General features: G+C 32.4%; 27 protein-coding genes and 1 riboswitch. All 27 genes read left to right on the top strand.

What is annotated here, in order from left to right; all coding sequences use genetic code 11:
- The first annotated feature begins 76 nt into the window (after positions 1-76).
- The 27 genes from eno to minE all read left to right on the top strand — a co-directional run bounded on the left by eno (position 77) and on the right by minE (position 26,306).
- Positions 77-1,351: a phosphopyruvate hydratase gene (gene eno, locus ACY3JJ_RS07495; protein ID WP_463091443.1), complete on the top strand. Its 1,275-nt coding sequence runs from the start codon at positions 77-79 to the stop codon at positions 1,349-1,351.
- A gap of 2 nt (positions 1,352-1,353) precedes the next feature.
- Positions 1,354-1,455: riboswitch (purine riboswitch) on the top strand.
- 135 nt (positions 1,456-1,590) lie between these two features.
- Positions 1,591-2,898 carry an adenylosuccinate lyase gene (gene purB, locus ACY3JJ_RS07490; protein WP_463091442.1) on the top strand — a complete coding sequence of 436 codons (1,308 nt, stop codon included), beginning with the start codon at positions 1,591-1,593 and terminating at the stop codon, positions 2,896-2,898.
- A complete protein-coding gene (purS, locus tag ACY3JJ_RS07485; RefSeq protein ID WP_463081815.1) occupies positions 2,895-3,149 on the top strand; it encodes a phosphoribosylformylglycinamidine synthase subunit PurS in 255 nt (84 codons plus the stop codon). Before purB ends, purS begins: the two co-directional genes overlap by 4 nt.
- On the top strand, positions 3,146-3,799 hold the full coding sequence (purQ, locus tag ACY3JJ_RS07480; protein ID WP_463081816.1) for a phosphoribosylformylglycinamidine synthase subunit PurQ: 654 nt from the start codon (positions 3,146-3,148) through the stop codon (positions 3,797-3,799). The genes purS and purQ overlap by 4 nt, the downstream gene beginning before the upstream one ends.
- 12 nt (positions 3,800-3,811) lie before the next feature.
- On the top strand, positions 3,812-5,932 hold the full coding sequence (purL, locus tag ACY3JJ_RS07475; RefSeq protein ID WP_463091441.1) for a phosphoribosylformylglycinamidine synthase subunit PurL: 2,121 nt from the start codon (positions 3,812-3,814) through the stop codon (positions 5,930-5,932).
- Between the two features lie 18 nt (positions 5,933-5,950).
- Positions 5,951-7,330 (top strand): amidophosphoribosyltransferase, encoded by a 1,380-nt coding sequence (gene purF, locus ACY3JJ_RS07470; RefSeq protein ID WP_463091440.1) that lies wholly within the window; start codon positions 5,951-5,953, stop codon positions 7,328-7,330.
- Positions 7,279-8,355: a phosphoribosylformylglycinamidine cyclo-ligase gene (gene purM / locus ACY3JJ_RS07465; RefSeq protein ID WP_463091439.1), complete on the top strand. Its 1,077-nt coding sequence runs from the start codon at positions 7,279-7,281 to the stop codon at positions 8,353-8,355. Before purF ends, purM begins: the two co-directional genes overlap by 52 nt.
- Positions 8,328-8,957, top strand: coding sequence for a phosphoribosylglycinamide formyltransferase (purN, locus tag ACY3JJ_RS07460; protein WP_463091438.1), 630 nt, complete (start codon positions 8,328-8,330; stop codon positions 8,955-8,957). Before purM ends, purN begins: the two co-directional genes overlap by 28 nt.
- On the top strand, positions 8,954-10,207 hold the full coding sequence (gene purD, locus ACY3JJ_RS07455) for a phosphoribosylamine--glycine ligase (protein WP_463091437.1): 1,254 nt from the start codon (positions 8,954-8,956) through the stop codon (positions 10,205-10,207). The genes purN and purD overlap by 4 nt, the downstream gene beginning before the upstream one ends.
- Before the next feature lie 101 nt (positions 10,208-10,308).
- Positions 10,309-10,710, top strand: a complete 402-nt coding sequence (speD, locus tag ACY3JJ_RS07450; RefSeq protein ID WP_463081822.1) for an adenosylmethionine decarboxylase — start codon at positions 10,309-10,311, stop codon at positions 10,708-10,710.
- Positions 10,697-11,596 (top strand): agmatinase, encoded by a 900-nt coding sequence (gene speB, locus ACY3JJ_RS07445; RefSeq protein ID WP_463091436.1) that lies wholly within the window; start codon positions 10,697-10,699, stop codon positions 11,594-11,596. Before speD ends, speB begins: the two co-directional genes overlap by 14 nt.
- On the top strand, positions 11,589-12,743 hold the full coding sequence (gene wecB / locus ACY3JJ_RS07440; RefSeq protein ID WP_463091435.1) for a non-hydrolyzing UDP-N-acetylglucosamine 2-epimerase: 1,155 nt from the start codon (positions 11,589-11,591) through the stop codon (positions 12,741-12,743). The genes speB and wecB overlap by 8 nt, the downstream gene beginning before the upstream one ends.
- The gene (locus ACY3JJ_RS07435) at positions 12,740-13,441 is read left to right on the top strand and encodes a ComF family protein (protein WP_463091434.1); all 702 of its coding nucleotides are present in this window, start codon (positions 12,740-12,742) and stop codon (positions 13,439-13,441) included. The genes wecB and ACY3JJ_RS07435 overlap by 4 nt, the downstream gene beginning before the upstream one ends.
- Positions 13,442-13,462: 21 nt before the next feature.
- Positions 13,463-14,005, top strand: coding sequence for a ribosome hibernation-promoting factor, HPF/YfiA family (gene hpf / locus ACY3JJ_RS07430; RefSeq protein WP_463091433.1), 543 nt, complete (start codon positions 13,463-13,465; stop codon positions 14,003-14,005).
- Positions 14,006-14,014: 9 nt separating this feature from the next.
- A complete protein-coding gene (secA, locus tag ACY3JJ_RS07425) occupies positions 14,015-16,372 on the top strand; it encodes a preprotein translocase subunit SecA (protein ID WP_463091432.1) in 2,358 nt (785 codons plus the stop codon).
- Between the two features lies 1 nt (position 16,373).
- A protein-coding gene (prfB, locus tag ACY3JJ_RS07420) for a peptide chain release factor 2 (protein ID WP_463091431.1) occupies positions 16,374-17,484 on the top strand; the annotation gives its coding sequence in 2 pieces (ribosomal slippage) (positions 16,374-16,445 and positions 16,447-17,484; 1,110 coding nt in all).
- Positions 17,481-18,494 (top strand): polysaccharide pyruvyl transferase CsaB, encoded by a 1,014-nt coding sequence (gene csaB / locus ACY3JJ_RS07415; RefSeq protein WP_463091430.1) that lies wholly within the window; start codon positions 17,481-17,483, stop codon positions 18,492-18,494. The genes prfB and csaB overlap by 4 nt, the downstream gene beginning before the upstream one ends.
- Entirely contained in the window at positions 18,488-19,204 is a 717-nt protein-coding gene (locus ACY3JJ_RS07410) for a WecB/TagA/CpsF family glycosyltransferase (RefSeq protein WP_463091429.1), read from the top strand. The genes csaB and ACY3JJ_RS07410 overlap by 7 nt, the downstream gene beginning before the upstream one ends.
- A 5-nt stretch (positions 19,205-19,209) precedes the next feature.
- Complete coding sequence (locus ACY3JJ_RS07405) at positions 19,210-20,046, top strand: YitT family protein (protein ID WP_463091428.1); 837 nt, start codon at positions 19,210-19,212, stop codon at positions 20,044-20,046.
- Positions 20,043-20,630, top strand: a complete 588-nt coding sequence (locus ACY3JJ_RS07400; protein ID WP_463091427.1) for a Maf family protein — start codon at positions 20,043-20,045, stop codon at positions 20,628-20,630. The genes ACY3JJ_RS07405 and ACY3JJ_RS07400 overlap by 4 nt, the downstream gene beginning before the upstream one ends.
- A gap of 28 nt (positions 20,631-20,658) precedes the next feature.
- Complete coding sequence (locus ACY3JJ_RS07395; protein WP_463091426.1) at positions 20,659-21,705, top strand: rod shape-determining protein; 1,047 nt, start codon at positions 20,659-20,661, stop codon at positions 21,703-21,705.
- A gap of 13 nt (positions 21,706-21,718) precedes the next feature.
- Positions 21,719-22,507, top strand: coding sequence for a rod shape-determining protein MreC (gene mreC, locus ACY3JJ_RS07390; RefSeq protein ID WP_463091425.1), 789 nt, complete (start codon positions 21,719-21,721; stop codon positions 22,505-22,507).
- A complete protein-coding gene (locus tag ACY3JJ_RS07385; protein WP_463081835.1) occupies positions 22,492-22,938 on the top strand; it encodes a hypothetical protein in 447 nt (148 codons plus the stop codon). The genes mreC and ACY3JJ_RS07385 overlap by 16 nt, the downstream gene beginning before the upstream one ends.
- On the top strand, positions 22,935-24,662 hold the full coding sequence (gene mrdA, locus ACY3JJ_RS07380) for a penicillin-binding protein 2 (protein ID WP_463091424.1): 1,728 nt from the start codon (positions 22,935-22,937) through the stop codon (positions 24,660-24,662). The genes ACY3JJ_RS07385 and mrdA overlap by 4 nt, the downstream gene beginning before the upstream one ends.
- Positions 24,655-25,236 carry a septum site-determining protein MinC gene (locus ACY3JJ_RS07375; RefSeq protein WP_463091423.1) on the top strand — a complete coding sequence of 194 codons (582 nt, stop codon included), beginning with the start codon at positions 24,655-24,657 and terminating at the stop codon, positions 25,234-25,236. Before mrdA ends, ACY3JJ_RS07375 begins: the two co-directional genes overlap by 8 nt.
- A gap of 17 nt (positions 25,237-25,253) precedes the next feature.
- Positions 25,254-26,048, top strand: a complete 795-nt coding sequence (gene minD / locus ACY3JJ_RS07370) for a septum site-determining protein MinD (RefSeq protein ID WP_463081838.1) — start codon at positions 25,254-25,256, stop codon at positions 26,046-26,048.
- A 15-nt stretch (positions 26,049-26,063) separates the two neighbouring features.
- A complete protein-coding gene (gene minE / locus ACY3JJ_RS07365; RefSeq protein WP_463081839.1) occupies positions 26,064-26,306 on the top strand; it encodes a cell division topological specificity factor MinE in 243 nt (80 codons plus the stop codon).
- Positions 26,307-26,328 lie beyond the last annotated feature (22 nt).

Raw genomic sequence — 26,328 nt, 5'->3', positions numbered from 1 at the left:
AGTTTTTATTAAGAATAAGTGTTATAATAACCTTAATAAAATAAAAACAAATCTAAATTAGGAGGTGTTTCTAATTATGCCTGCAATTCTTGATGTTCGTGGTAGAGAAGTTTTAGACTCAAGAGGAAATCCTACTGTAGAAGCAGAGGTCTATTTAGAAGATGGTTCTATAGGAAGGGCTATTGTTCCTTCAGGAGCATCTACAGGAAGTAGGGAGGCTTTAGAGTTAAGAGATAACGACCCTAAGAGATATAAAGGAAAAGGGGTTTTACAGGCGGTAAGAAATATAAATGAGGTAATTGCACAAGAAATAATTGGTATAGATGCATTAGATCAATATACAGTTGACAAAACAATGCTAGATCTTGATGGTACTGATAACAAGTCAAAACTTGGAGCAAATGCTATACTGGCGGTATCTCTTGCTACTGCAAGAGCAGCTGCAGAATCCTTAGGTGTCCCTCTTTATTTGTATTTAGGTGGAGTACAGGCAAGAGAATTGCCAACTCCTTTGATGAATGTAATTAATGGTGGAAAACATGCTGATAACCCATTAGATTTTCAGGAATATATGATTGTTCCCTTAGCTACTACTTTTAAAGAGTCTCTAAGATGGGCTGTTGAAGTTTTTCATACCTTAAAGAATATCCTTAAGAGTAAAGGTTTAAATACAAATGTAGGTGATGAGGGTGGTTTTGCACCATATTTAGAGAAAAATGAGGAACCTCTGGCTATATTGGTGGAAGCAATTAAATCTGCAGGATTTGAACCTGGTAAGGATGTAGCTTTAGCGTTAGATCCAGCTGCTAGTGAATTTTATGAAGATGGTAAATATATTTTGAAGGCTGAAAATAAGGTTTTATCATCTTTAGAGATGATTTCTTTCTATGAATATCTATGTGATAAATATCCTATTGTTTCTATAGAAGATGGACTTTCTGAAAAAGATTGGGATGGTTGGGAGAAGCTAACAGAAAAGTTAGGTAAGAAAATACAGCTTGTGGGTGACGATATATTTGTTACCAATCCAAAAATCTTAGCAGAAGGGATCAGAAGAGGAATTGCAAATGCAATATTGATAAAAGTTAATCAAATTGGTACCTTAACAGAGACTCTTGATACCATAAGAATTGCCCATCAAGCTGGCTATAGAACTGTCATATCTCATAGGTCTGGAGAAACTGAAGATACATTTATTGCTGATTTAGCAGTAGCAGTGAATAGTGGGCAGATAAAAACAGGTTCTTTGAGTAGAACTGATAGAATAGCTAAGTATAATCAACTACTTAGAATAGAAGAAGATTTAGGGGATTCTGCAATTTATAGGGGTATATTGAACTTCAAGAGATAGTTTTATATAATCTACTTAAGCTTCGTATAATCCCGAGAATATGGCTCGGGAGTTTCTACCAGGCAACCGTAAATTGCCTGACTACGAGCGGAAGAGCTCCTTAGGGTCTAAAGATCCAAGCGGAGCTGGCAAGATTGTTGATCTTGCTACACCGAAGGGATAAAAGCCCAGGCGGGTAGGTTCCCTCGTAAGGAGAACCTATGAGCTTGGGCTTTTTGCTTTTAAAGGAGGTAAAAAAAGTGTTAGAAAGATATAGTAGAAAGGAATTAAGAGAAGTTTGGTCTGATGAGAAAAGATATTCTCTTTGGTGGAAGGTAGAAGAGGCAGTATTAGAAGCAAGAGCTAAATTAGGAGAGATCCCAAGTGAAGCATTTGAAAAAATAAAAAAGAAAGCAAGATTTAAAGTCGAAGAAATTAAGGAGATAGAAAAGATTAATAATCATGAGATGATAGCATTTTTAACTAATGTGGCTCAATATGTAGGAGAAGGATCTGAATACATCCATCAAGGACTTACATCATCAGATGTTATGGATACTGCTTTTTCTTTACAAATTTTAGAAGCTCTTAATTATATAGAATCAGATCTCTTAAAATTGTTAGATGAAATAGCAAAAAAAGCAATTCAATACAAAGATTTGCCTATGATGGGAAGAACTCATGGAATGCATGCAGAACCAATCACCTTAGGTTTTAAGTTTTTGGGATGGTGGTCAGAGCTTAAAAGAAATTTAGAGAGGTTGAGAAAGGCAAGAGAAAACATAAGATATGGAAAATTTTCAGGTGTTGTTGGTACATTAAGTCATTTGTCACCTGAAGTAGAAGAATTGGCATGTAAGATTTTAGGATTAGAACCTGAACCAGTTGCTACACAAATTATTCCAAGAGATAGACATGCAGAAGTAATTTATGTTTTAGGAATGATAGCTTCGTCTTGTGAACGAATTGCTCTTGAAATTAGACATCTCCAAAGAACGGAAGTAAGAGAATTGGAAGAACCTTTTAGGGAGAGGCAAAAGGGATCGTCAGCTATGCCTCATAAAAGAAATCCTATTCTTTCTGAAAGAATTTGTGGACTGTCAAGAGTAATAAGGTCATATATGAATTCTGCTTTTGAAAACATTCCTTTATGGCATGAGAGAGATATTAGTCATTCTTCTGTAGAAAGAGTAATATTTCCAGATGCTACTACCCTCACTGATTATATACTTAATCTAACTTATGAGATAGTTAAAGATTTAAAAGTTAATGAAGAGAATATTCTAGAGAACATGAATACTAATTATAGAATATTTTATTCTCAAAACTTATTATTAGCTCTTACCCAAAAAGGGGTTTTAAGGGATATTGCTTATTCATGGATTCAAGAGGATGCATTTAAGGCTATCAATGAAAAAAGAGATTTTTTAGAGGTAGTTTTAGAAGATAAGAGAGTTACAGAAAAACTTTCTAAGGAAGAGATAGAAAGTTGTTTTTCTCCGCAAGTATTCCTTAAAAATATAGATTTTATATTTCAGAGATCTGGAGTTAAGGAGGAATTAAAGTGAAAGAATGGACAGTTATATTAGAGATCTTTTTAAAAGAGGGGATCTTTGATCCTCAAGGTAAAACTATTAGAAATGCTCTTCATTCCTTAGACTTTGAAGAAGTAAAAGATGTGAGGGTTGGAAAGGTCCTTAAAATTAAACTGATGGGGAATTCTGAAGAGGAAGTGATGGAAAAAGTTAGAAAAATGAGTGAAATTGTACTTGTTAATCCAGTTACAGAAGATTTTTCAATAAGGGTGGAAAGAGAATGAGGGTAGGAGTAGTGGTATTTCCAGGCACAAATTGTGATATGGATACCTTTTATGCTTTAAAGATTACAGGACATGACCCAGTTTTTCTCTGGCACAAAGATCATGATCTTCAAGAGGTGGATATGGTAATACTCCCTGGAGGATTTTCTTATGGAGACTATTTGAGAGCTGGTTCTATTGCAAGATTTTCTCCTATCATGAATGAGGTAATAGATTTTGCAAATAAAGGTGGATATGTGCTAGGTATATGTAATGGGTTCCAGATACTTTTAGAGGCAGGTCTTTTACCTGGAGCTATGTTACCAAATGTTACCAATACTTTTATATGTAAACCTGTTTTTATAAGAGTATTGAATAATCAAAATATCTTCTTGAATAGGTATTTAGTTAATCAGGTTATTAAGATACCTATAGCCCATAAAGAAGGTAGATATTATATATCAGAAAAGGGATTAGAAGATCTGAAGGAGAACAATCAAATAGTACTTAAATATGAATATGAAAATCCAAATGGTTCAATTGATAATATTGCTGGAATTATTAATAAAAAGGGTAATGTAATGGGTATGATGCCTCATCCTGAAAGAGCAGTAGAAGATATTTTGGGAAGCTCTGATGGGATTAATCTGTTCTTATCATTTCTAAAATAAAGGGGTGTAATCATGGGAATTTTTGGGCTTAAGGAAGAAGAAATAAAACATGCAAGAGAATTGCTTGGTAGAGAGCCAAATGATATAGAATGGTCTGTTATATCTGTAATATGGTCTGAACATTGTAGTTATAAACACTCAAGGAAATATCTAAAGGATTTTTATTCAAAAGCAGAGTGGGTAGAACAAGGTCCAGGCGAGAATGCAGGGATTGTAGATCTAGGAGATGGATATAAAATAGTGTTCAAGATAGAAAGCCATAATCATCCTTCAGCAGTTGAACCATTTCAAGGAGCTGCTACAGGAGTTGGAGGAATTGTAAGGGATATATTGGCTCTTGGAGCAAGGCCTATTGCTCTACTTGATTCATTAAGATTTGGTTCAATTGATAAACCAAAAAATAAGTATCTTTTTGAGGGAGTAGTAAGTGGCATAAGTTTTTATGGTAATTGTATTGGAGTACCTGTTGTGGGAGGAGAGATAGTATTTGATGAATGTTATTCATCAAATCCCTTAGTAAATGTTATGTGTGTAGGATTATTATCTCCAAATCAAAAATCTTATCGAGGAAAAGCTGAAGGTGAAGGTAATCTTCTAGTACTTGTTGGCGCAAGAACAGGTAGGGATGGTCTTCAAGGAGCAAGTTTTGCTTCAGAGAAGCTTGATGATGAAACTCACAAAAAGAAACCATCAGTTCAAGTAGGGGATCCCTTCTTGGGTAAGCTTCTTATTGAGGCAACTTTAGAGGCTGCAGCTAAGGATGGTGTTATAGGTATTCAAGATTTAGGTGCTGCAGGTCTTGTGAGTGCCTTATCAGAGTCTGCACGTAGAGGAAGAAGTGGAGTAAAAGTTTATCTTGATAAGGTTCCTCAAAGAGAGGAAAATATGACACCAGAAGAAATATTGTTATCAGAATCTCAGGAGAGAATGCTTTTTGTAGTTAGACCAGATAAAGTAAAGGATATTATTGAAGTGTTTAAAAAATGGGATCTCGAAGCAGAAGTTATAGGAGAGGTAATTAAAGAAGAAAGGTTTATAGCTTATTTTAATGGAGTAAAGGTTGTTGATCTACCTACCGAGCTTTTAGTGGATGGTTCTCTTATATTTGATCCACCATCAATGGGGCCCAAGAAGGAAAGGAAAGAAAACGTAGTAACAGTCACTAATGAGGATGTGGAAAAATATATAGAGATTCTAATTCAAGATATAAAAACTAAGGAAAAAATCTATACCCAGTATGATTATTCCGTGCAAACAAATACAGTTTTACCACCTGGGTTTGGTGATGCTGCTGTTTTGAGAATTAAAAATACTAATAAGGGTATTGCTATAGTTACAGATGGGAATGGTAGATATTGTTATTTGAATCCTAAACAAGGGGCTATGTATGCTGTAGCAGAGGCCTGTAGAAACATTCTTTGTGTTGGTGGCAAACCATTAGCTATAACTGATGGATTGAATTTTGGGGATCCCGATGAACCGGATGTTTTCTATCAATTTAAAGAAGTAGTAAAGGGTATTAATTTGGCATCAAGAATATTGGAAATACCTATAGTAAGTGGAAATGTTAGTTTTTATAATGGTCAAGGTGATAACAAAATTTTCCCTACTCCTATTATTGGTATGGTTGGAATTATTGAGGATCTTTCATATTTAATAACACCGGGATTAAAAGAATATGAAAATCCTATATATGTGATAGGTGATTTTTCAAGATTAACTTTAGATGGATCAAGATTTATGAAAGATCTTTATGGGGTTATAGAAGGTGACCCCCCATATGTAGATTTAATTTGGGATAGAAAATTAAAATATTTTTTAGAGGAAATAAGGTTGGAAAAAATTATTCTTTCTTTACATGATGTAAGTGAGGGGGGAATGTTGGCTTCTTTGTTAGAACTATCGATATGGGGAAATAAAGGATTGTATGTAAATCTCCCAAGAGAAGATAAAGCTAAAATGCTTTTTGGTGAAGGTTCTATTTTAATTGCGGAGGTATCAAGAGAAAAAGAAACTATGTTTTTAAAATATGCAGAGAAATATAACTTAAATGTACAAAAAATAGGTAAAGTAATTCCAGATAAATTTATAGTTAGACCTTTTCTTGAATTAGACATAAAGACCCTTTTCTGAAAGAAGGTGAAAGGTCAAATGACCTTAAGAGAAGAATGTGGGGTTATAGGAGTTATAGTTTTTAGTGAAAGATATGCAAGTTTTTTGGCATATAGAGGATTGTTAAAATTACAACATAGAGGCCAGGAAAGCGCGGGAATTGTAACTTTTTCCAGTGAAGGATATCATGTTCATAAGAATTTTGGTCTTGTTTCTCAAGTTTTTGATGAATTATCTCTTAAAAATTTAAAGGGAAAAATTGCTGTTGGACATGTTAGATATTCTACTTCTGGTAAGAAATCACCTCAAAGTATTCAGCCCTTTGTAGTGAATCTTCCTAGGTATGGTTATATGGCTCTTGCCCATAATGGTCATATATCTAATGCTAATTCTTTAAGAAGAAACTTGGAAAAAGAAGGGATAATATTTCAAAGTGATTCAGATACTGAAGTTATATTACATTTAACAGCTAAATCAAAAAAGCAAAGTTTACAAGAAAGGCTTGAAGAGGCTCTTAATCAAGTTGAAGGAAGTTACTCTCTAATAGTTGGAACCCACGAAGGTGTTTATGCAATCAGAGATCCATCAGGATTTAGACCACTTTTTATGGGAAGGCTCCAAGATGGTGGAGTTATTTTTGCATCTGAGACATCAGCTTTAAAAGATTTACCTATAATAGAAATTAAAGAATTGAATCCTGGTGAATGGGTTTTTTTCAGTAAAGATGGAAATGTTTTTAATTATAGATCATTTCAAGATAGACCCTCCAGATTTTGCTTGTTTGAATTTATATATTTTTCGAGGCCAGATAGTCTTTATGATGATAGGACGGTTTATTATTATAGAAAACAAATGGGAAGAATATTAGCAAAAGAAGTTCCTGTATCTGCAGATTGGGTTGTTCCTGTTCCTGATTCAGGTATTCCTGCTGCTATTGGGTATAGTGAGGAGTCAGGTATACCTCTACAGATGCTTCTTATGAGAAGTCATTATGTAGGCAGAACATTTATACAGCCAAGGCAAAAGGAAAGAGAATTGTCAGTAAGAATGAAATTTTTATTTGTTAGCGATTTAATTAAAGGAAAAAAAATAGTATTGGTAGATGATTCTTTGGTGAGAGGTACTACTGCCAAAATCCTTGCTGAGAAATTTAGGGAAGAAGGTGCTAAAGAAGTACATCTTAGACTTTCTTCACCTCCCCTTATTTCTCCTTGCCATTATGGAGTAGATATACCTAATACAAAAGAATTAATAAGTTATCATTACTCTCCTGAGGAGATTGCCAGACTTTTAGGTTTTGATTCTGTTGCTTTTTTAAGTATGGAGGGTTTAGTTAGTATACTTCCAGAAAGGGGTTATTGTGGAGAATGTTTTGGAAGAAAAATAGTAAAAAAAGAAAAAAAATTACTTATAGTCTGAGTGGTGTTAATATTTCTAAGGTAGAAAGAGCATTACAAGAGGTTAGAAAGGATATTGAATCTACCCATCAGGCATATGTATTACCTTATTGGAACGGTTTTTCCAGTATTTTAGAATTGGATTTTAAGCTATTTAAGAATCCTTTATTCTTACTTAGTACTGACGGAGTGGGAACTAAGTTGAGTCTTGCAGTTAAATATCGTAAGTTTTCAGGTATAGGTTTTGATTTAGTAGCTATGAATGTTAATGATATTCTAACCTCTGGCGGTAAGCCTTTAGCCTTTTTAGATTATTTTGGTGGATCAAAAATTGATCCAGATGTCTATAAAGAAATTTTGAAGAGTATTTCTTTAGCTTGCAAGGAAGCAAATTGTAGTTTGGTTGGTGGAGAAACTGCTGAAATGCCGGGTATATATAGGGGTAAGGAGATTGATTTGGTGGGTTTTGTACTTGGAATTGTAGAAAAAGATAATTTGCTTCCTAAAAAAGATAAAATGAAGGATGGTAATATTTTAATTGGGGTCACATCTTCCGGATTTCATAGTAATGGTTATTCTTTAATAAGGTATATTTTGAAAAAGAAGAAAATATCTTTGAAGAAAGATATAGACGGACATAATCTGTTAGAGGAGTTATTAAGACCGACAAAAATATATTCCCCTAAAATTTTGCCTCTCTTAGAGAGATATCGAGAAAATATTCTTGGCATTGCTCATATAACGGGTGGGGGAATTGTGGGTAATCTACCAAGAATTATTCCAGATAATTTAACCGCTATTATTGAATCTTCTTGGGAAATTCCATGGATATTTAAATTTTTTATAAAGAAAGGGAATATAAGTATAAAGGAGGCTTTTAGAGTTTTCAATATGGGGATTGGCTTAATTCTTGTGGTTTCTGATAATGAAGAAAAGATATTGGAAGATTTAGATTCTATGGGAGAAAAGAGCTATATTATAGGATCATTAAAATCTGGGAAAGGTGGCGTAAAAATTGAATGGAAAAGAAAAGACTTGGAGTTCTAGTCTCAGGTAGGGGTTCAAACTTACAAGCTCTTATTGATGCTTCAAAAAAAGATGATTATCCAGCGAAGGTAGTAGTTGTTATTAGTAATAAAAGAGAAGCTTATGCTATTGAGAGGGCAAAAAAGGAGAATATTCCCGTTTATGTTGTAAAAAGAGAAGATTACAGATCCAAAAGGGAATATGAGGAAAAAATAAGAGAAATTCTTCTTGAATATAAAGTAGATTTAGTAGTATTGGCGGGATATATGAAGATTATAGGTAAAACCCTTCTTGATGCTTTTCCATGGAAAATTATTAATATCCATCCATCTCTTCTTCCCTCCTTTCCAGGATTGGAAGCTCAAAAAAAGGCATGGGAATATGGAGTGAAAATAAGCGGATGTACTGTTCATTTTGTGGATGAGGGTATAGATTCAGGTCCAATAATAGGTCAGAGAGCAGTACCTGTCTATGATGATGATACTCCAGAGACTTTGGCTGAAAGAATATTGCAGGAAGAACATAAGTTAATAGTAGAATCTGTCAAAAAAATTCTAACCGAAGGATACAAGATAATAGGAAGAAGAGTAGTATTTAAGAAGAAGGGGGCTGAGAATATATGAAAGTGATGGTTATTGGAAGTGGTGGGAGAGAGCATGCTATATGTTGGAAATTATCCCAAGATAAAAGGGTTAAAAAAATTTATGCTCTTCCTGGGAATGCTGGTATCAGTAGTTTTGCGGAATGCGTACCTATAAAATCTGAAAATATAAATGAAATTGTAAGTTTTGCTAAAGAAAATAGAATTGATTGGACTATTGTAGGACCTGAAATGCCTCTTTCTATGGGTGTTGTAGATAGATTTTTAGAGGAGGGTTTAAGTATATGGGGACCAATTAAAAATCTAGCAATGCTAGAGGCAAGCAAGGCTTTTGCTAAGAAAATTATGGAGAAAGCAAAAATACCTACTGCAGATTTTAAGATATTTGATGATTTTGAATCTGCTAAAAGTTTCGTGGAAAAGGAGCATTATCCTTTAGTAATTAAGGCTGATGGTTTGGCTGCTGGTAAAGGTGTTTTTATTGTTAACTCTCAAAATGAGGCTGTAGAAGTCTTGGGTAAGTTATTAAAGGAAGGTATTTTAGGAGAAGCTGGAAGGAGAGTAGTGATTGAAAAATTCCTTGAAGGTAAAGAATTTTCTCTCATTGTAGCTATTAAAGACGGGGAAATCTATGTACTTCCACCAGCTCAAGACTATAAAAGAGTGGGAGAAGGAAACACTGGTCCTAATACTGGAGGTATGGGCTCTTTTGCTCCTGTACCATGGATTGATAGTAGTTTAATAGAGAAATCTTTAAAATTGATATTTAAGCCATTATTATCTGAACTTGAAAAGAATAATTTAAAATATGAGGGTTTTCTTTATGGAGGATTGATTTTGGTTAAAAACGAACTATATGTTTTAGAATTTAATGTTAGACTTGGAGACCCAGAGGCTCAGGTTATTCTTCCTATTATTGGTTTTTCTTTATTGGATCTTAAAGATGGTAAAAATATCAAAACATATAATGAGTATGAATATTCCGAAAAAAAAGCTGTATGTGTTGTACTTGCATCTAAAGGATATCCAGAAAAGTATGAGGTCGGTAAAGAAATTAGTGTAAAGGAGACAAAAGAGACAATAATTTTTCATGCAGGAACTTCCTTTAGGAATGGTAAATTGGTTACTTCTGGTGGAAGAGTATTAAATGTGGTAGGTTTAGGTAAATCCTTTAAGGAGGCGAGGGAGAAGGTTTATAAAAATATCCAAAATATCTTTTTTGAGAATATGTATTATAGGAAAGATATTGCCTTAGAAGTAGAAGATATGTGATTTTCACAAAAAAATTTTCAAAAATTATTGACATAGGGGGTTGATTGTATTATATTTAGCGTTGAACAAAATTTTGAGGAAAGGGGTAAAAGGAAGAAGAGATGTTAGGACCGCATTTAGTTTTAGACTTATATGGGTGTCCTAAGGAAAAGTTGGAAGATGTACAATATATCTATGATCTTTTAGATGAACTGCCTGATATGATAGGCATGCAAAAGATTATGCCACCATATGTAATGAGATATGTACCCGAGGATGATCCTTTAGATTGGGGTATCTCAGGAGTGGTGCTTATTGCAGAAAGCCACATTGCAATACATACATGGCCAGATTTAAACTATGCGAGTGTTGATATCTTTTCGTGCAAAACCTTCAATATTGATAAGGCTAAAGAAATACTTGAAGAAAAACTTTTACCTGAAAGATCTGATTGGGAAATATTGGTAAGAGGCAGAGATTTTCCGGTCAATCTCTTAAAAAGAGGAAAAAATGGATCAGTATAGACCCCTTCCTTCCTTTGGTGGACTTTCGTCTTTTACTATCGAAAATTCAAGAGTTGTTATTGTTCCTTTTCCTTTGGAAGTTACAACCACATACAAAAAGGGGACCCGTGAGGGTCCCCTGTCCATTTTGTTAGCTTCCTACAACATTGAATTATATGATGAAGAGATTGACGATATACCTGCTAAAATAGGTATCTTTACTTTTCCTGATTTTTTTCTTCCTTTAGGAGACTTAAAGAAGAGTTTGTTAAATATTGAGATGATAGTAAAAGATATTCTTGAAAAGAATATATTTCCCATATTTTTAGGTGGTGAACATACGATAACAAAAGGAATTTTAAGAGCTTATCTAAGTATGGGTTATAATTTTTCTGTTCTTCATTTCGATGCACATTCAGATCTTAGGGAAGAGTATGAAGGTACTGAAGATAGTCATGCGTGTGCACTGAGAGAAGCTTCAGAGAGGCTTAATATTGTTCAGGTAGGTATAAGAAGTTTAAGTGAAGGAGAAAGAGAATATATTAAAAAGAAAGCAAATATTAAGGTTTTTTGGGATTTTGAAATTCATACAAAGGATTTTAATATGGTGATTGAAGATATATTAACGAGCATTGAAAATGAAAATGTTTATATTACCTTTGATTTTGATGTGTTTAATCCTTCTGAAATGCCAGCTACAGGTACACCTGAGCCTGGTGGATTATCTTGGTATGAAGTGCTGAGTATTTTAAGGGAAATATTTAAAAATAAAAAAGTAATAGGAGTAGATTTCGTAGAATTTTCTCCTATTCCTGGGCTTAACTATGCAGATTATATAGCAGCGAGACTTATTTATAAAATAATAGGATATTATAAAAAATACAACATGGAGAAAACTAATGGATAAAAAGCGTATTGCATTAGTATTTGGTACAAGACCAGAAGCTATAAAAATGGCTCCTGTAGCATATGCCTTAAGGAATGTTGAGTTTTTTGAACTTCAGATTATCCTTACTGCACAACACAGAGAGCTATTAGATCAAGTTATGGAAATCTTTAAATTAAATTCTGATTACGATTTAAATATAATGCAGGAAAAACAAACCCTTACTCAAATAACCGTAAAGGTACTTGAGGGATTAGATGTAATATGGCAAAAAGATTCTCCTGATATGGTATTGGTACATGGAGATACGACTACAACCTTTGCAGCCAGTTTAGCTGCTTTTTATAAGAAGATATCCATTGGACATGTAGAAGCTGGTTTAAGAACTTATGATAAATATCAACCGTATCCTGAGGAGATGAATAGACATCTTACAGGTGTACTTTCTGATCTACATTTTGCTCCAACAAAGAAAGCAAAAGAAAATTTATTAAAAGAAAATATACCATCTAACAATATTTTTGTAACTGGTAATACAGTGATTGATGCTCTTTTATTTGTATATAACAACCTTGAAAAATTTGAGGTTAAACTTCCTGAAGAAGTTCCCAAAGGGAAATATATTTTAGTTACTTCTCATAGAAGAGAAAACTGGGGAAAACCTTTGGAAAACGTTGCCTTAGCATTAAAAGAAATCTTGAGTGAATTTGAAGATCTTTACATAGTTTATCCTGTACACCCAAATCCTATTATAAGAGAAACTGTAAATTCCATATTAGGTAATGAGAGGAGAGCTATTCTTATATCTCCTGTTGATTATGTAACAATGGTATATCTAATAGCAAATTGCAACTTAGTTCTTACAGATTCGGGGGGTCTTCAAGAGGAGGCTCCATCCTTAGGAAAACCTGTATTAGTTTTAAGGGAGGTTACTGAGAGACCTGAGGCAGTTGAGGCAGGTACAGTGAAGATAATAGGAACTGAGAGAAAAAGAATAGTGGAAGAGGTAAGTAAATTATTAATTGATGAAGACGAGTATAATAAAATGGCAAGAGCTCTAAATCCTTATGGTGACGGAAAGGCAAGTGAAAGAATAAGAGATATTCTTCTTTATTATTTCGGATTTAGCTCCTCTCTTCCAGAAGAATTTAATCCATACCATTCATGAGACATTATTTAGACTTTATTTTAGATATAATATTTCCCTCAAGATGTATTTTTTGTGGTAGATATGGATTAGGTTATGTTTGTCCAGAATGTTTTAGTAAATTCAAAATTCCTAATAAATATTGTAGATCTTGCGGAAGACCTCTTACAGGTATTTCAGAAATCTGTTATAATTGTACTAAAGAGAGCCCTATATGGAGCGGATTTGAATTTTTAGGATATTATGATGATATGTGGGAAACAGTAATTAAGAACCTCAAATTTAGAAATAAACCTAATGTGGCTAAATTTATAGCAGATCTTGCTAAGGATAAAATCTTAAGTAAGAAATGGAACATTGATTTTCTCACCTATGTACCATTGAGTAATAAAAGACTTGTGGAGAGGGGTTATAACCAATCAGAATATTTAGCGTATTTTTTAAGTAAAAGTCTTAAAAAACCATATGGTTCTCTTTTGTCATTAAATAAGGAGGTAAAACCACAAAAAACACTTAGTTTAAAGGAAAGGAAGGAAAATGTTAAAGGAGCATTTGGTTTAGTAGAAGAGGTAAAATATTTGCATTATGGAAATATTTTGATTGTAGATGACGTCTATACTACTGGATCTACAATAAAGGAGTGTGCTTATACCTTAAAAAACAATATAAAAATTTTGGATAAGATTTATGTATTTGTAGCTGTAAGAGCTCTTTTATAAAATTTTCAAGGAGGTTGGATTATGCAGATTAACTTTTCAAGTAAAAATGTGTCTATTTCTCCTAATTTGCAAGAATATGCTGAGAAAAAACTTTCAAAACTATCTCGCTTTTTTGATAATATTGAAAATATAGAGGTTATCTTTTCGGAAGAAGATTGGAAAGATGGTAGTCGAGCTCATAGAGTAGAAGTTACTATTAGGGCAAATGGAAAGATAATAAGAGCATCAGAGGCCAATCAAGATTTTAGAAGTAGTATAGATTTGGTAATTGATAAATTGGAAAAACAACTTAAAAAATATAAAGAAAAAATGATAGACAGAGAAAAGAGGGCTCCTTCTTTGACTGAAATGTTTACAAAAGAGGAAGATGAAGGAGAGAAAAAGGTTGTTAAAGTTAAAAGATTTTCATTGAAACCTATGGATATAGAAGAAGCCATATTGCAAATGGAACTTTTAGGTCATGATTTCTTTGTTTTCATAGATGCAGATACTTATAAAACTTCTATTTTATATAAAAGAAAAGATGGAAATTATGGATTAATTATTACGGACGAAGGAGAATAAGTAAATAATATGGGATTACTATCTAAATTATTTGATTCCAATTCAAGAACTTTAAAAAGATTAGAAGAATACGTAAAGAAAATTAACGCTTTAGAACCTGAGATAAGTAAATTATCTGACGATGAACTAAAAAGAAAAACATCAGAGTTTAAACAGAGATTAGAAAGGGGTGCTACCCTTGATGATTTATTAGTAGAATCCTTTGCAGTAGTAAGAGAGGTAGCAAAAAGAACTCTTGGGATGAGACACTTTGATGTACAACTAATGGGTGGTATTGTTCTACATCAAGGAAAAATAGCTGAAATGCAAACGGGAGAGGGTAAAACTCTGGTAGCAACTCTTCCTGCCTATTTGAATGCCTTAGAGGGAAAAGGAGTACATATAGTAACAGTTAATGATTATTTGGCTAAAAGGGATAGATATTGGATGGGACCAATTTATGAGTTTTTAGGTTTGGAAGTTGGTCTTTTACAAAATGATACTCCAATTTTAGAAAGGGAAAAAGCTTATTTGGCAGATATTACATATGGTACTAATAATGAGTTTGGATTTGATTATTTAAGGGATAATATAGCATTATCAGCTGATCATTTAGTTCAAAGAGAATTAAACTATGCGATTATTGATGAAGTAGATAGTATTCTAATAGATGAGGCAAGAACTCCTCTTATTATTTCAGGTCCAGCTAAGGGAGATAGTCGGATATATAAGCTTGCGATTAGAACTGCAAGATATTTGAAGAAGGATGAAGATTATACTACTGATGAGAAAACAAGAACAGTATCTTTAACAGAAGAAGGTTTGAGAAAGGCAGAAAAATTTTTAGGTGTAAAGGACCTATATGATTTTCAAAATATGGATTTAGCTCATGCTCTTCTTCAGTGTTTAAAGGCTCTTAATTTTTATCATAGAGATAGGGATTATATAGTTAAAGACGGAGAAGTGATAATTGTTGACGAATTTACAGGAAGATTAATGTTTGGAAGAAGATATAGTGATGGATTGCATCAAGCTATTGAGGCAAAAGAAGGTGTAAGAATAAGGGAAGAAAATGTTACTTTAGCAACTATCTCTATACAAAATTATTTTAGAATGTATAAGAAAATAGCTGGTATGACGGGAACTGCAGCTACTGAGGAAGAAGAATTTGTTAAGATTTACGGATTAGAGGTAGTTGTTATACCTCCGAATAAACCTTTAAGGAGAACCAATTATCCTGATCTTGTTTTTAAAACAGAAGAAGAAAAATTTGAGGCTGTGGTAAAGGAAATTGAAGAGTTATACAAAATTGGAAGGCCTGTGCTTGTAGGTACGACATCTATAGAGAAGTCAGAAAGATTAAGTAAAATGCTTAAAAAGAAGGGAATTCCCCACAATGTATTAAACGCAAAATATCACGAAAAGGAAGCTGAAATTATTGCTAAAGCAGGCCAGAAATATGCTGTAACTATTGCTACAAATATGGCAGGAAGAGGGACAGATATTGTTTTAGGGGAAGGAGTGGCTGAGCTTGGAGGTCTTCATGTTATAGGAACAGAAAGACATGAAAGTAGAAGAATTGATAATCAGTTAAGAGGACGTGCAGGTAGACAGGGAGATCCCGGTTCTTCGAGGTTTTACGTTTCATTGGAAGATGATCTTTTAAGACTTTTTGGAGGAGATCAGATAAAAGCTTTAATGGATAGATTGGGAATGGAAAAAGGGCAACCTATTGAATCTCCTTTACTTACGAGATTAATAGAAAATAGCCAAGCTAAGGTGGAAAAGTTAAATTTTGAAATAAGAAAACAACTTTTAGAGTATGATGATGTGCTTAATAAACAAAGAGAAGTAGTTTACTCTGAAAGAAGAAAAATATTAACGATGGATAATTTGGAAGAAATAGTACAGAAGATTTTAGATAGAGTATTAGAAAGATTCTTTAATCAGATGTCTTCTCAGGAAAAGGAAAGCTGGAAAAATATGTTTCTTGAGGTATTCGGATTTTTACCATCAAATTGGGAAGAGATTATAGCTGAAGATAATTTTGAGACTATTGAAGAGAAATTAGAGAAGGTAATTAAAGAAAAATATGAAGAGAGAAAGATGAAATTTGGAGAAGATACCTGGAAAGAAATTGAGAGAATAGTACTTTTATATGTAATTGATAAACTCTGGATAGAGCATCTTAATGATATGGAAGTTTTGAGGGAAGGTATTGGTTTGAGAGCTATTGCTCATCATGATCCTTTAGTAGAATATAAAAAAGAGGCTTATCAAATGTTCCAAGATATGGTAAATACTTTTGATTGGGAAAGTATAAGATACTTATTTAATATCCGTGTTACTGAAGAAACAAAAACAGCAAATCGTGGAAGGAGGAGTTGATTTGGGAGTTTCTGTAGCGGATTTGTTAATATCATATGAAGAAATATTAGAGACTTTCAATAAATTGGGTGGTTATCTTTGACTTAGATAGGATAAAGTCAAGATTAAAGGATTTAGAAAATAAAATTGCCAAGAGTAGCTGGGATGATCCGGAGAAAAATAAAGCCCTTTTAAGTGAATATAACAACTTGCAAAAGGAGTTAAATGATTGGCTTTCAATAGAAAAAGAAATTATTGAATTGAAAGAGTGGAGAGATCTTATTGAAGAGGGAGATGAATTTAGAGAGGAGTTTGAAAGGAAATTAAAAGAAATTGGAGAAAAACTTAAGAACTTTGAGATTAATTTAATTCTTAAAGAACCACATGATAATGCTAATGCTATTCTTTCTCTACATGCAGGGACAGGAGGTACTGATGCTCAAGATTGGACTGAAATTCTTTTAAGAATGTATATAAGATGGGCGGAAAGAAAAGGCTTTAACGTAAAAATATTAGATATATCTCCAGGGGAAGAAGCAGGAATAAAAAGTGCTACTTTATTAATAGAAGGTGAGAGAGCTTACGGATATCTTAAAGGGGAAAAAGGGGTTCATAGACTTGTAAGGATTTCCCCTTTTGATGCTAATCATAGAAGACATACGTCCTTTGCTTTAGTAGAGGTTATTCCTGAAATTCCTGAAAGTAATATTGTTATAAGACCTGAAGATTTAAAAATAGAAACTTTTAGGGCAGGTGGCGCAGGGGGACAACATGTAAATAAAGTTGAATCAGCTGTTAGAATAACCCATATTCCAACTGGTATAGTAGTTCAATGTCAAAACGAGAGGTCACAGCATGCTAATAAAGAGATGGCTTTAAGGGTTTTGAGAGCTCGTCTTGAGGAATTGGAAGAAAGGAAAAGAAGAGAACAAATAGCATCTTTAAAAGGAGAAGTACAAGAGATAAGTTGGGGGAATCAAATTAGATCTTATGTATTTCATCCATATACATTAGTAAAGGATCATAGAACTGGTTTAGAAGTGGGTAATGTACAAGCGGTTATTGATGGTGATTTAGATCCTTTTATTGAAGCATATTTATTTAGTGAATGGCAAAGGAAAAAAGATAAATGAAAAGAGTGCTTCTTTTTGGATACTTTGGTGAGGGGAATCTTGGTGATGAGCTTCTTTTAAAGAGCTTATTATTCTCTTTGAGTACGAATTTTGAGATAGGTGTTTTATCAAATAAAAAAGATAAAAATTCAAAGTATAAGGTTTTTAGTAAATTTTCACCCCTTCAAGTATATAAAGCTTTAAAATGGGCAGAAGTTGTTGTTGCAGGAGGGGGAGGTCTTTTTCAAGACAAAACAAGCTTAAAATCTTTTTTTTATTATTTATCTATAATTTTCTTTGCTTTACTTTTTAATAAAAAGATATATCTTTTGGGCCAAAGCTTTTCTCCTTTAAGAAATAGAATTGAAGAAAAGCTATTAGGTTATATATTAACTCAGTGTAACAAAGTATATGTAAGAGATTCTTTTTCTTATAATTATTTGAAAAAGATAAATGTCCTGGAAGAAAAGATTAAATCATCAACAGATTTAGTCTTTTTATTAGACTTTAATTATAAAAAGTTAGAGAGAAAATATATAGGAGTTAATTTGAGAAGATGGAAAGATTATAGTTTAAATGATATATACTCCCTACTTACTAATTTAGAAGGATTAATGGAAAAAGAGATGGTATTTTATGCTTTACATACTGAAGACAAACATCTTTTTGACGAATTAGGCAACCATATAAAATCAAAAATTAAATTTGTAGAGCTAACGGATGATAATATTGAAGAGTTTTTTCCTATGAATATAATTTTTATTGGCATGAGACTTCATAGTCATATCCTATCTGTACTTTTTGAAATTCCTTTCATTGCAATTTCTTATGATGAGAAGGTTAAAGGTTTTTGTGAAGATATTGGCTGGAAATTCGTAGTTGATGAACTTTCATCTGATAAAATAAAAGATTATGTTGCCGAAATTTTGAAAAATTATGATCAATATAAGGAATACTTAAAGAAAGTAAAAATTATGCAAAAAGAGAAAATAAAGGAGGACTTAGACAATTTTAAGAAAGAAATATGTTAAATGTGGATATTTTAGGGATTAAATTTACATCTTTAGAAGATGATGAATTTAAAAAATTAATACTCTCCTTTATAGAGAGTAATAAATGTAATACTATATTCACTCCAAATGCAGAAATGTTGGTAATTGCTAATGAAAATCCTGAGTTTAAAAAGGTGTTATATGAGTCTGATTTAAATATTCCAGATGGGATTGGTATAACTCTTCTCGCTAAAAGAAAGGGATATTTTATTAGAAAATTCCCGGGTATTGAGGCTATGGAAAAAATTCTTTCTTTAGCAGAAATATATGGATTTCCAATATTTTTTCTTGGAGCAAAAGAGGAAGTTGTTAGGAAATTAGTTGAAAATCTAAAATTAAAATATCCAGATTTATTAGTAGCAGGATTTAGAAATGGTTATTTTTCTGATGAAGAAGAGGAAAAAATAATTAAGATGATTAATGAGTCTGGAGCAAAGATTTTATTCGTGGCTTTAGGTGCTCCTAAACAAGAATTTTTTATTAGCAAATATAGAAGGGATTTGAGGGTAAGAATTGCTATGGGGGTTGGAGGTAGTTTTGATGTTCTTTCTGGTGTAAAAAGAAGAGCTCCTTGGATTTTTAGAAGACTTGGGTTAGAATGGTTTTACAGAATTTTACAAGAGCCTAAAAGAATTTTTGTAAGGTTTCCAAGACTTCTAAACTTTTTGCGTATATATACCAAGGGGTAGAATTTATGAAAAAAATTATTGATTTATTGGGAATAACTTTGGGGGCTTTTTTGATAGCTGTAAGTATAGATGTATTTTTAGCTCCTAACAAGCTTGTGGGTGGGGGAGTTAGTGGAATAGCTATTATTCTATACTATATTTTTAGATCTCCTGTTGGTATTACTATGCTTCTTTTAAATATACCCATATTTGTGTTGGGTATTAAGATACTTGGTTCTTCTTTTGGCTTTAAAACTCTGTACGGAACTTTTGTACTATCTTTATTTGTAGATCTAATTAATCTTTTCAAATTACCTGTTATAAAAGACCCAATAATTGCGACAGTTTATGGTGGTATATTGGGGGGATTAGGACTTGGTATAGTATTTAAATACGGAGGATCTACTGGTGGAACAGATATTTTAGCTCAAGTATTTTCTCGTTTTACCGGATTAAATCTGGGACAATCATTGTTAATAATAGATGGAATTATAGTTATTTCTGCAGGTTTTATTTTTGACTTTGTTTTGGCTTTATATGCTCTTCTTGTTATTTTTATTCAAGGATATTCCATAGATTTAGTACAACAAGGATTATCATATACTAAAGCTGCTCTTATTTTCTCAGATAGGCCAAGGGATATTGGAGAAAAAATTCTCAAAGAATTAGGCAGAGGAGTTACAGTGTTTTATGGTATGGGATTATATACTGGGAAGGAGAGGGAAATTTTATACTGTGTAGTAAGTCAATCAGAAGTTGGTAGATTAAAGGAAATAATTCATAAAAATGATCCAAAAGCTTTTGTTGTAATAACACCAGCTCATGAAGTATTAGGGGAGGGATTTAAATCTTTCAAACAATGAAAAGAGAAATAATTCTTGCATCTAATTCTCCTAGAAGAAAGGAACTTCTTAAGAGTATAGGTATTGATTTTAAAGTTTTACCAGTAGAGGTTGAAGAAATAGAAGGGAAAAGAGGTATCTCGCCTGTAGATTTGGTGAAGAAAAATGCTTTAATGAAGGCTCAAAAGGCAGCAGAACTATGCCAAAATGAATATACTTTAATTATTTCAGCTGATACTATTGTAGTATTAGATGGAGAAATTGTTGGTAAGCCAAAAGATGAAAAAGATGCTATAAGAATTCTTAAGAAGCTAAGAGGTAAATATCATTATGTTTTTACGGGTATTGTTGTATGGGCAACTCCTGAAAATATACATTATATTTCTTCTGTTAGAAGTAAGGTAAAAATGAGGGATTATTTGGATGAGGAGATAGAAAGATACGTTGCAACAGGTGAACCTATGGATAAAGCTGGCGCTTATGGAATTCAAGGTAAAGGAGCATTATTAATTGAAAAAATAGAAGGTGATTACTATAATATAGTGGGATTACCATTAGTAAGGTTGAATTATCTTCTTGATAAATTTGGATATAATCTTTTATAAAATATTATCAAAAAAAGAAGGAGGACTTATGGCTTTGAATTTTTTGGCAGGAATTTTTTCTAAGGATTTAGGTATTGATTTGGGAACTGCAAATACAGTTGTATATGTTAGAGGTAAGGGTGTAGTTATTTTTGAACCATCTATGGTGGCAATAAGAAGAAGCGATAAGAAGGTTGTTGCTGTTGGTGAAGAAGCAAAGAAAATGCTTGGAAGAACTCCTGAAGAGATTATTACTATAAGGCCATTAAAGGATGGAGTCATAGCGGATTTTGATGCTGCAGAAAAGATGATTAGATACTTTATAGAGAAGGTTCACAATAAGAGAGATTTTTTAGTAAGTCCTCGAATGGTTATAGGTATACCGTCGGGAACAACCCCTGTAGAGCGTAGAGCTGTTTTAGATACTGCATTTTCTGCTGGTGCAAGAGACGTTTTGCTTGTCACAGAGCCTATTGCTAGTGCATTAGGTGCTGATCTCCCAATATGGGAACCTTCTGGTAATATTATTGTAGATATTGGTGGAGGGACTACTGAAATAGCTGTTATTTCATTAGGAGGAATAGTGGTTAGCACCTCAATAAAGGTGGCTGGTGATGAGATGGATGAAGCTATTGTTCATTATATAAGGAAAAAATACAACCTATTTATAGGAGAAAGAACTGCAGAAGAGATAAAGATTAACCTTGGAAATGCTGCTTTTGGGGAAGAAAATAAAACTTATATGGAAGTTAAAGGAAGAGATTTACTTACTGGGGTGCCTCGTAATATAGAGATTAGTTCGGCAGAAATTAGAGAAGCTTTAAAGGATACCATTGATATGATTGTAGAAGCAATTAGAGATACCTTAGAAAAAACACCTCCAGAACTTGCAGCAGATATTATGGATAAAGGTATAGTTTTAGCTGGTGGAGGTGCTCTCCTGAGAGGTCTTGATTCATATATATCAGAACAAATAGGGGTTGTAACTATAGTTGCGGAAGAGCCTTTACTTTGTGTAGTAAAAGGAACAGGAAAAATTATTGAAGAATTTGATAAATATAAACAGGTACTTGCTTCAGTTAAAGAGAGCTATTGAGAAGTATTTATAAATGGATAAACAAAGAATTAAATGGCGGTTGGTATTTTTAGTACTGCTACTCTCTATTCTTCTTTGGGGTAGTGGATACGTAGAAATTTGGACCACTAATATTCAAAAAGCATTTTCTAATATAATTAATGACTTAAAGATTTTTATTAATGAATTGAAAGCTATTTTTACTTTAACTGAAAGTTTGCAAAAGGAAATAGAGATATTAAGGAACGAAAACTTTGATTTATATAAGGAAAATTTAAGGTTTAAAATGATTTTAGAAAATCTAAGACGGAAAGAAGAGACAGCAATATGGTTAAAGGAATTGGAAAAGAAAAATTTTTCGTTTGTTTATGCTAACATTATTGGAAGAGATCCTGTAAAGTGGAATCTTGAATTTAAAATAGATAAGGGAGAAAAAGATGGTGTCAAAAAAGGGATGGCAGTAATTTATAAGGATCAGATAATTGGAAAAATTTATAAAACAGAGAAAAATTTTTCAATTGTAAAGACAATCTATGACCCTAGTACAGTAGTAGGAGTAATGATATGGGAAACAAAAGATTATGGAATAGTTAAAGGAGCCTTTGATCATATAGAAATGGCTTACATATTTTCAGATCATGGTATTAAAACTAATCATAATGTAATAACTTCTGGAATTGATGAATATATACCTTATGGTTTAAAGGTAGGATATATTTCTCATTTAGAAGAGAAGAATGTTTTAGCTTTTACCAGAATAAAAGTATATCCAATGGTTGATTTATCAAATATGGAGGGTGTTGCAGTTTGTCTGAAATTTTAATCTTTTTAAGTTCTTTAATTTTAGCTTTTTTGCAGACAAAAGTTTTCTTTTTAGGATTTCATCCTGATTTGGTTTTAGTTTTTTTTGTTTTTCTTCTTTTTAAAAGTTTATATTTTCAAGGAATATCTATTATTCTATCTTTTTCTTTAAAAATTTTTTCTACTATTCCTTTCTATTTATTTCTGATTTATTGGGTTATTATTGAAGTTATAATAAAAATGTGGAAAAAGAGTTTTATCTCTATTCATAAAAGTAGTGCCTTCTTTTTAATAATTGGTCTTAGTACCTTTTCCTTTTTATTTTGGAACTTTGGCTATAATTTTAGTTTGAATTATGTAATAGACCTCTTGAGATATATATCATCTAATCTTGTATTTTTTATCCCTTTTTATTTTTTTATTCCTGAGATTTATTCTACTGAAAAAGAATGAAGAATCATGAAATTTTCTTTAAAAGAATAATAGAAGTAGCTATTTTGCTGATTATATTAAGACTTTTCTATCTTCAAATATATAAAGGTGATTTTTATCAAGATCTTGCCCAAAGAAACTATATGAAATCAGTAATCCTTCCTGCCCCTCGAGGTATCATATATGATAGAAATGGAGTTATTTTAGCTGAAAATAAGATAAAATATTCATTATATTTAATTCCTCCTTACAAATATGAGAGAGAAAAAGTAAAGAGATTAAGCAATGTTATAAAAATGAAGGATAAAGATATCGAAAAGATTTATAATAAAATTTCACCGTTCTATCCTGCGGTACTTTTAAAAAATAATTTAGATATAAAGGAAATATTACTTTTAGAAGAGAATAGAGAGGATTTACCACCATTTTCTATAAATATTGAATTTGAGAGATATTATCCTTTTGGATCATTAGCTTCTCATGTTATTGGATACATGGGTGAGGTAAGTAAAGAAGAACTTGAAGATGATGAAAGTGATTATTCTTTGGGGGAAAAATCTGGGAAATACGGAGTAGAGGCATTCTATGAAAAATATTTAAGGGGCAAGAAGGGGTTTAAAGGAATATTATTGCATGCTTCAAATACTGAAAATATCACAGTTGGCCAGAAGGATCCTGTACCTGGTGAATCATTAATATTAAGTTTAGATCTGAATATTCAAAAGGTTGCTGAAGATGCCTTAGGAGAGGAAAGGGGCTGTGTCATTGTATCTCGGGCAGATACAGGAGAAGTTTTATCTATGGCAAGTCATCCTGCCTTTGACCCTAATAAATTTATAACAGGTTTTACAAAAGAAGAATGGAATAATCTTATTAATGATATCAACAAACCATTAAACAATAAGGCGATTTCAGCCTTATACCCTCCAGGTTCTATTTTTAAATTGATAGTTGCTCTTTCTGCCTTAGAAAATAAAAAGATCTCACCAAATGATACTTTTTATTGTCCAGGAGAATTTTACTTAGGAGGATATTCTTATAAATGCTGGAAAAAGGGTGGACATAGAAGAATTAATTTTGTGGATGGAATAGCTCAATCTTGTAATGTGGTTTTTTACAATGTAGGATTGAGGGTAGGAGAAGATCAGATTTTTAAATATGCAAAAGATTTTATGTTAGATTCTAAAGTGGGTATAGATTTGCCAGGAGAGGTAAAAGGATTTATTCCATCTAAGGAATGGAAAGTAAAAACCTTTAAAGAGCCTTGGTATCCTGGAGATACAGTAAATCTTTCCATCGGTCAAGGTTTTGTACTGGTTACTCCTTTAGAAATACATGCTATGATGAGTATGCTTGCTACAGAAGGAATATTGGTTAAACCGCACGTTTTAAAGGGTATAGTAACTGAAAATGGTATAGAAGAGGTTAGGCCTGAGATTATTAAAGAAGTAAAGATAAATAAATCAATATGGGAAATATTAAAGGAGGGAATGAAAAAAGTGGTGGATGAAGGAACAGGAATAGCTGTAAAATTTCCAGGAGTAGAAATATTTGGAAAAACAGGAACAGCTGAGAACCCGCATGGAGAAAGCCATGCTTGGTTTTCCTCTTTCTTTAGAGTTAACGATGTTCCTTATGTGGTGACTGTTTTTGTTGAGCATGGAAAAAGCGGAGGAGGTAGAGCAGCTCCAATAGCAAGAAAGATAATTGAATATATGATAAAGGGGGGTAAAAATATTGAGTAATATATCTATAAAAGGAGATTTAAAAGAAGGTATAAAGATGGTAGTTAATCCATCTTTATCTTGGGATGAAATTAAAAATCTTATAATTGATGAGATCAAGAATAAGGAAAAATTTTTTAAAGGTGTAAATATTTATATAGACTTCCAAGGAAGAGAGATAGATAATTCAGATTGGGAGGAACTCCAAAAACAAATTTATAAAAATTATGGTATAATGCTAAACAGGGACTTACCTAAGATAAGAGTTCCTTACTCCAATATTGCAAAGATTATTATCGGTCCTATAAGAAGTGGTAAACTTGTTAGTTCAAAAGAAAATCTTTTAATTTTAGGAGATGTAAATTCAGGGGCAGAAATAATTTGTAATAAGAGTGTTTTTGTTTTAGGAAAGATCAGAGGTTCTATATGGGCAGGATATGAAAATAATGACAAAGCTATTATATTTGCTTTGGGACTTGAGCCTGAAAAGATTCAAATCGCCTCTTATATTTTAGATATGCCCAAAGCAAGGTATAAAAAGGCAGGTTATTTTTTATATATAGAGGATGGTAAATTTAAGATTGATACATATTAATTTAGGGGGTAAAAAAGATGGGTAAATCTATAGTGGTAACTTCAGGGAAGGGTGGTGTTGGTAAGACTACCGCTGTGGCTAATATTGGAACTGGTCTTGCTATGAGTGGTCTTAAAGTTGCTCTTGTAGATACAGATATAGGACTTAGAAATTTAGATCTTCTTCTGGGTTTAGAAAATAGAATAGTTTACAACATAGTGGATGTGGTGGAAGGAAAATGTAGTCTTAAACAAGCATTAGTTAAGGATAAAAGATTAAATAATCTATATCTTTTACCTGCTGCCCAAACAAAAGAAAAGGAAGCTGTTTCTATTGAACAGATGAAAGGGGTAATAAATGATCTTAAGATAGAGTTTGATTATGTATTAATAGACTCTCCAGCTGGTATAGAGCATGGATTTAAGAGTGCTATATCGGGTGCTGATGAGGCTATAGTTATTACTACTCCTGAAGTTTCAGCAGTAAGAGACGCAGATAGAGTTATTGGACTTTTAGAAGCTTATGGACTTAGAGATCCGAGACTTATTGTTAACAGAGTAAGGTTTGATATGGTAAAAAATGGTGAAATGCTTGGTGTTGATGATTTGTTGGATATTCTATCTATAGAACTTTTAGGAATTATACCAGAAGATGAAAATTTAATAATAAGTATAAATAAAGGAGAACCTATTATTTATTCAGGAAATAAGTATAAATCCGCTTTAGCTTTTAATTTAATAGTGAAGAGGCTTTTAGGAGAAGATGTATCATGGGACGAGCTTGAAAAATCCGAGAGCTTCTTAGAAAAGATTTTTAAAATATTTAAGGGGTAAAAAGGGGAGGTTAAGATGATTATAACTAATATATGGAGTAAAAAGATATCTTCTAAAGAAATTGCAAAAGAGAGACTTCAAGTTATTCTTGTTTATGATAGGGCAAAGATTGAACCTAAAATGATAGAAAGTTTAAAAGAAGATTTAATTAAAGCAGTATCTAAATATCTCACTTTTGAACCTGATAATATGAGAATTGAATTATCTCAGGAGGATAACAAATCTATTTTAAGAATTGATATACCATTAAAAGAATAGATTTTTTAGGAGAGGTAAGAAT

The sequence above is a fragment of the Dictyoglomus sp. DH genome (assembly GCF_055181375.1).
Note: the sequence above shows the minus strand (reverse complement) of the source record. Positions and strands in the feature narration are given on the sequence as shown.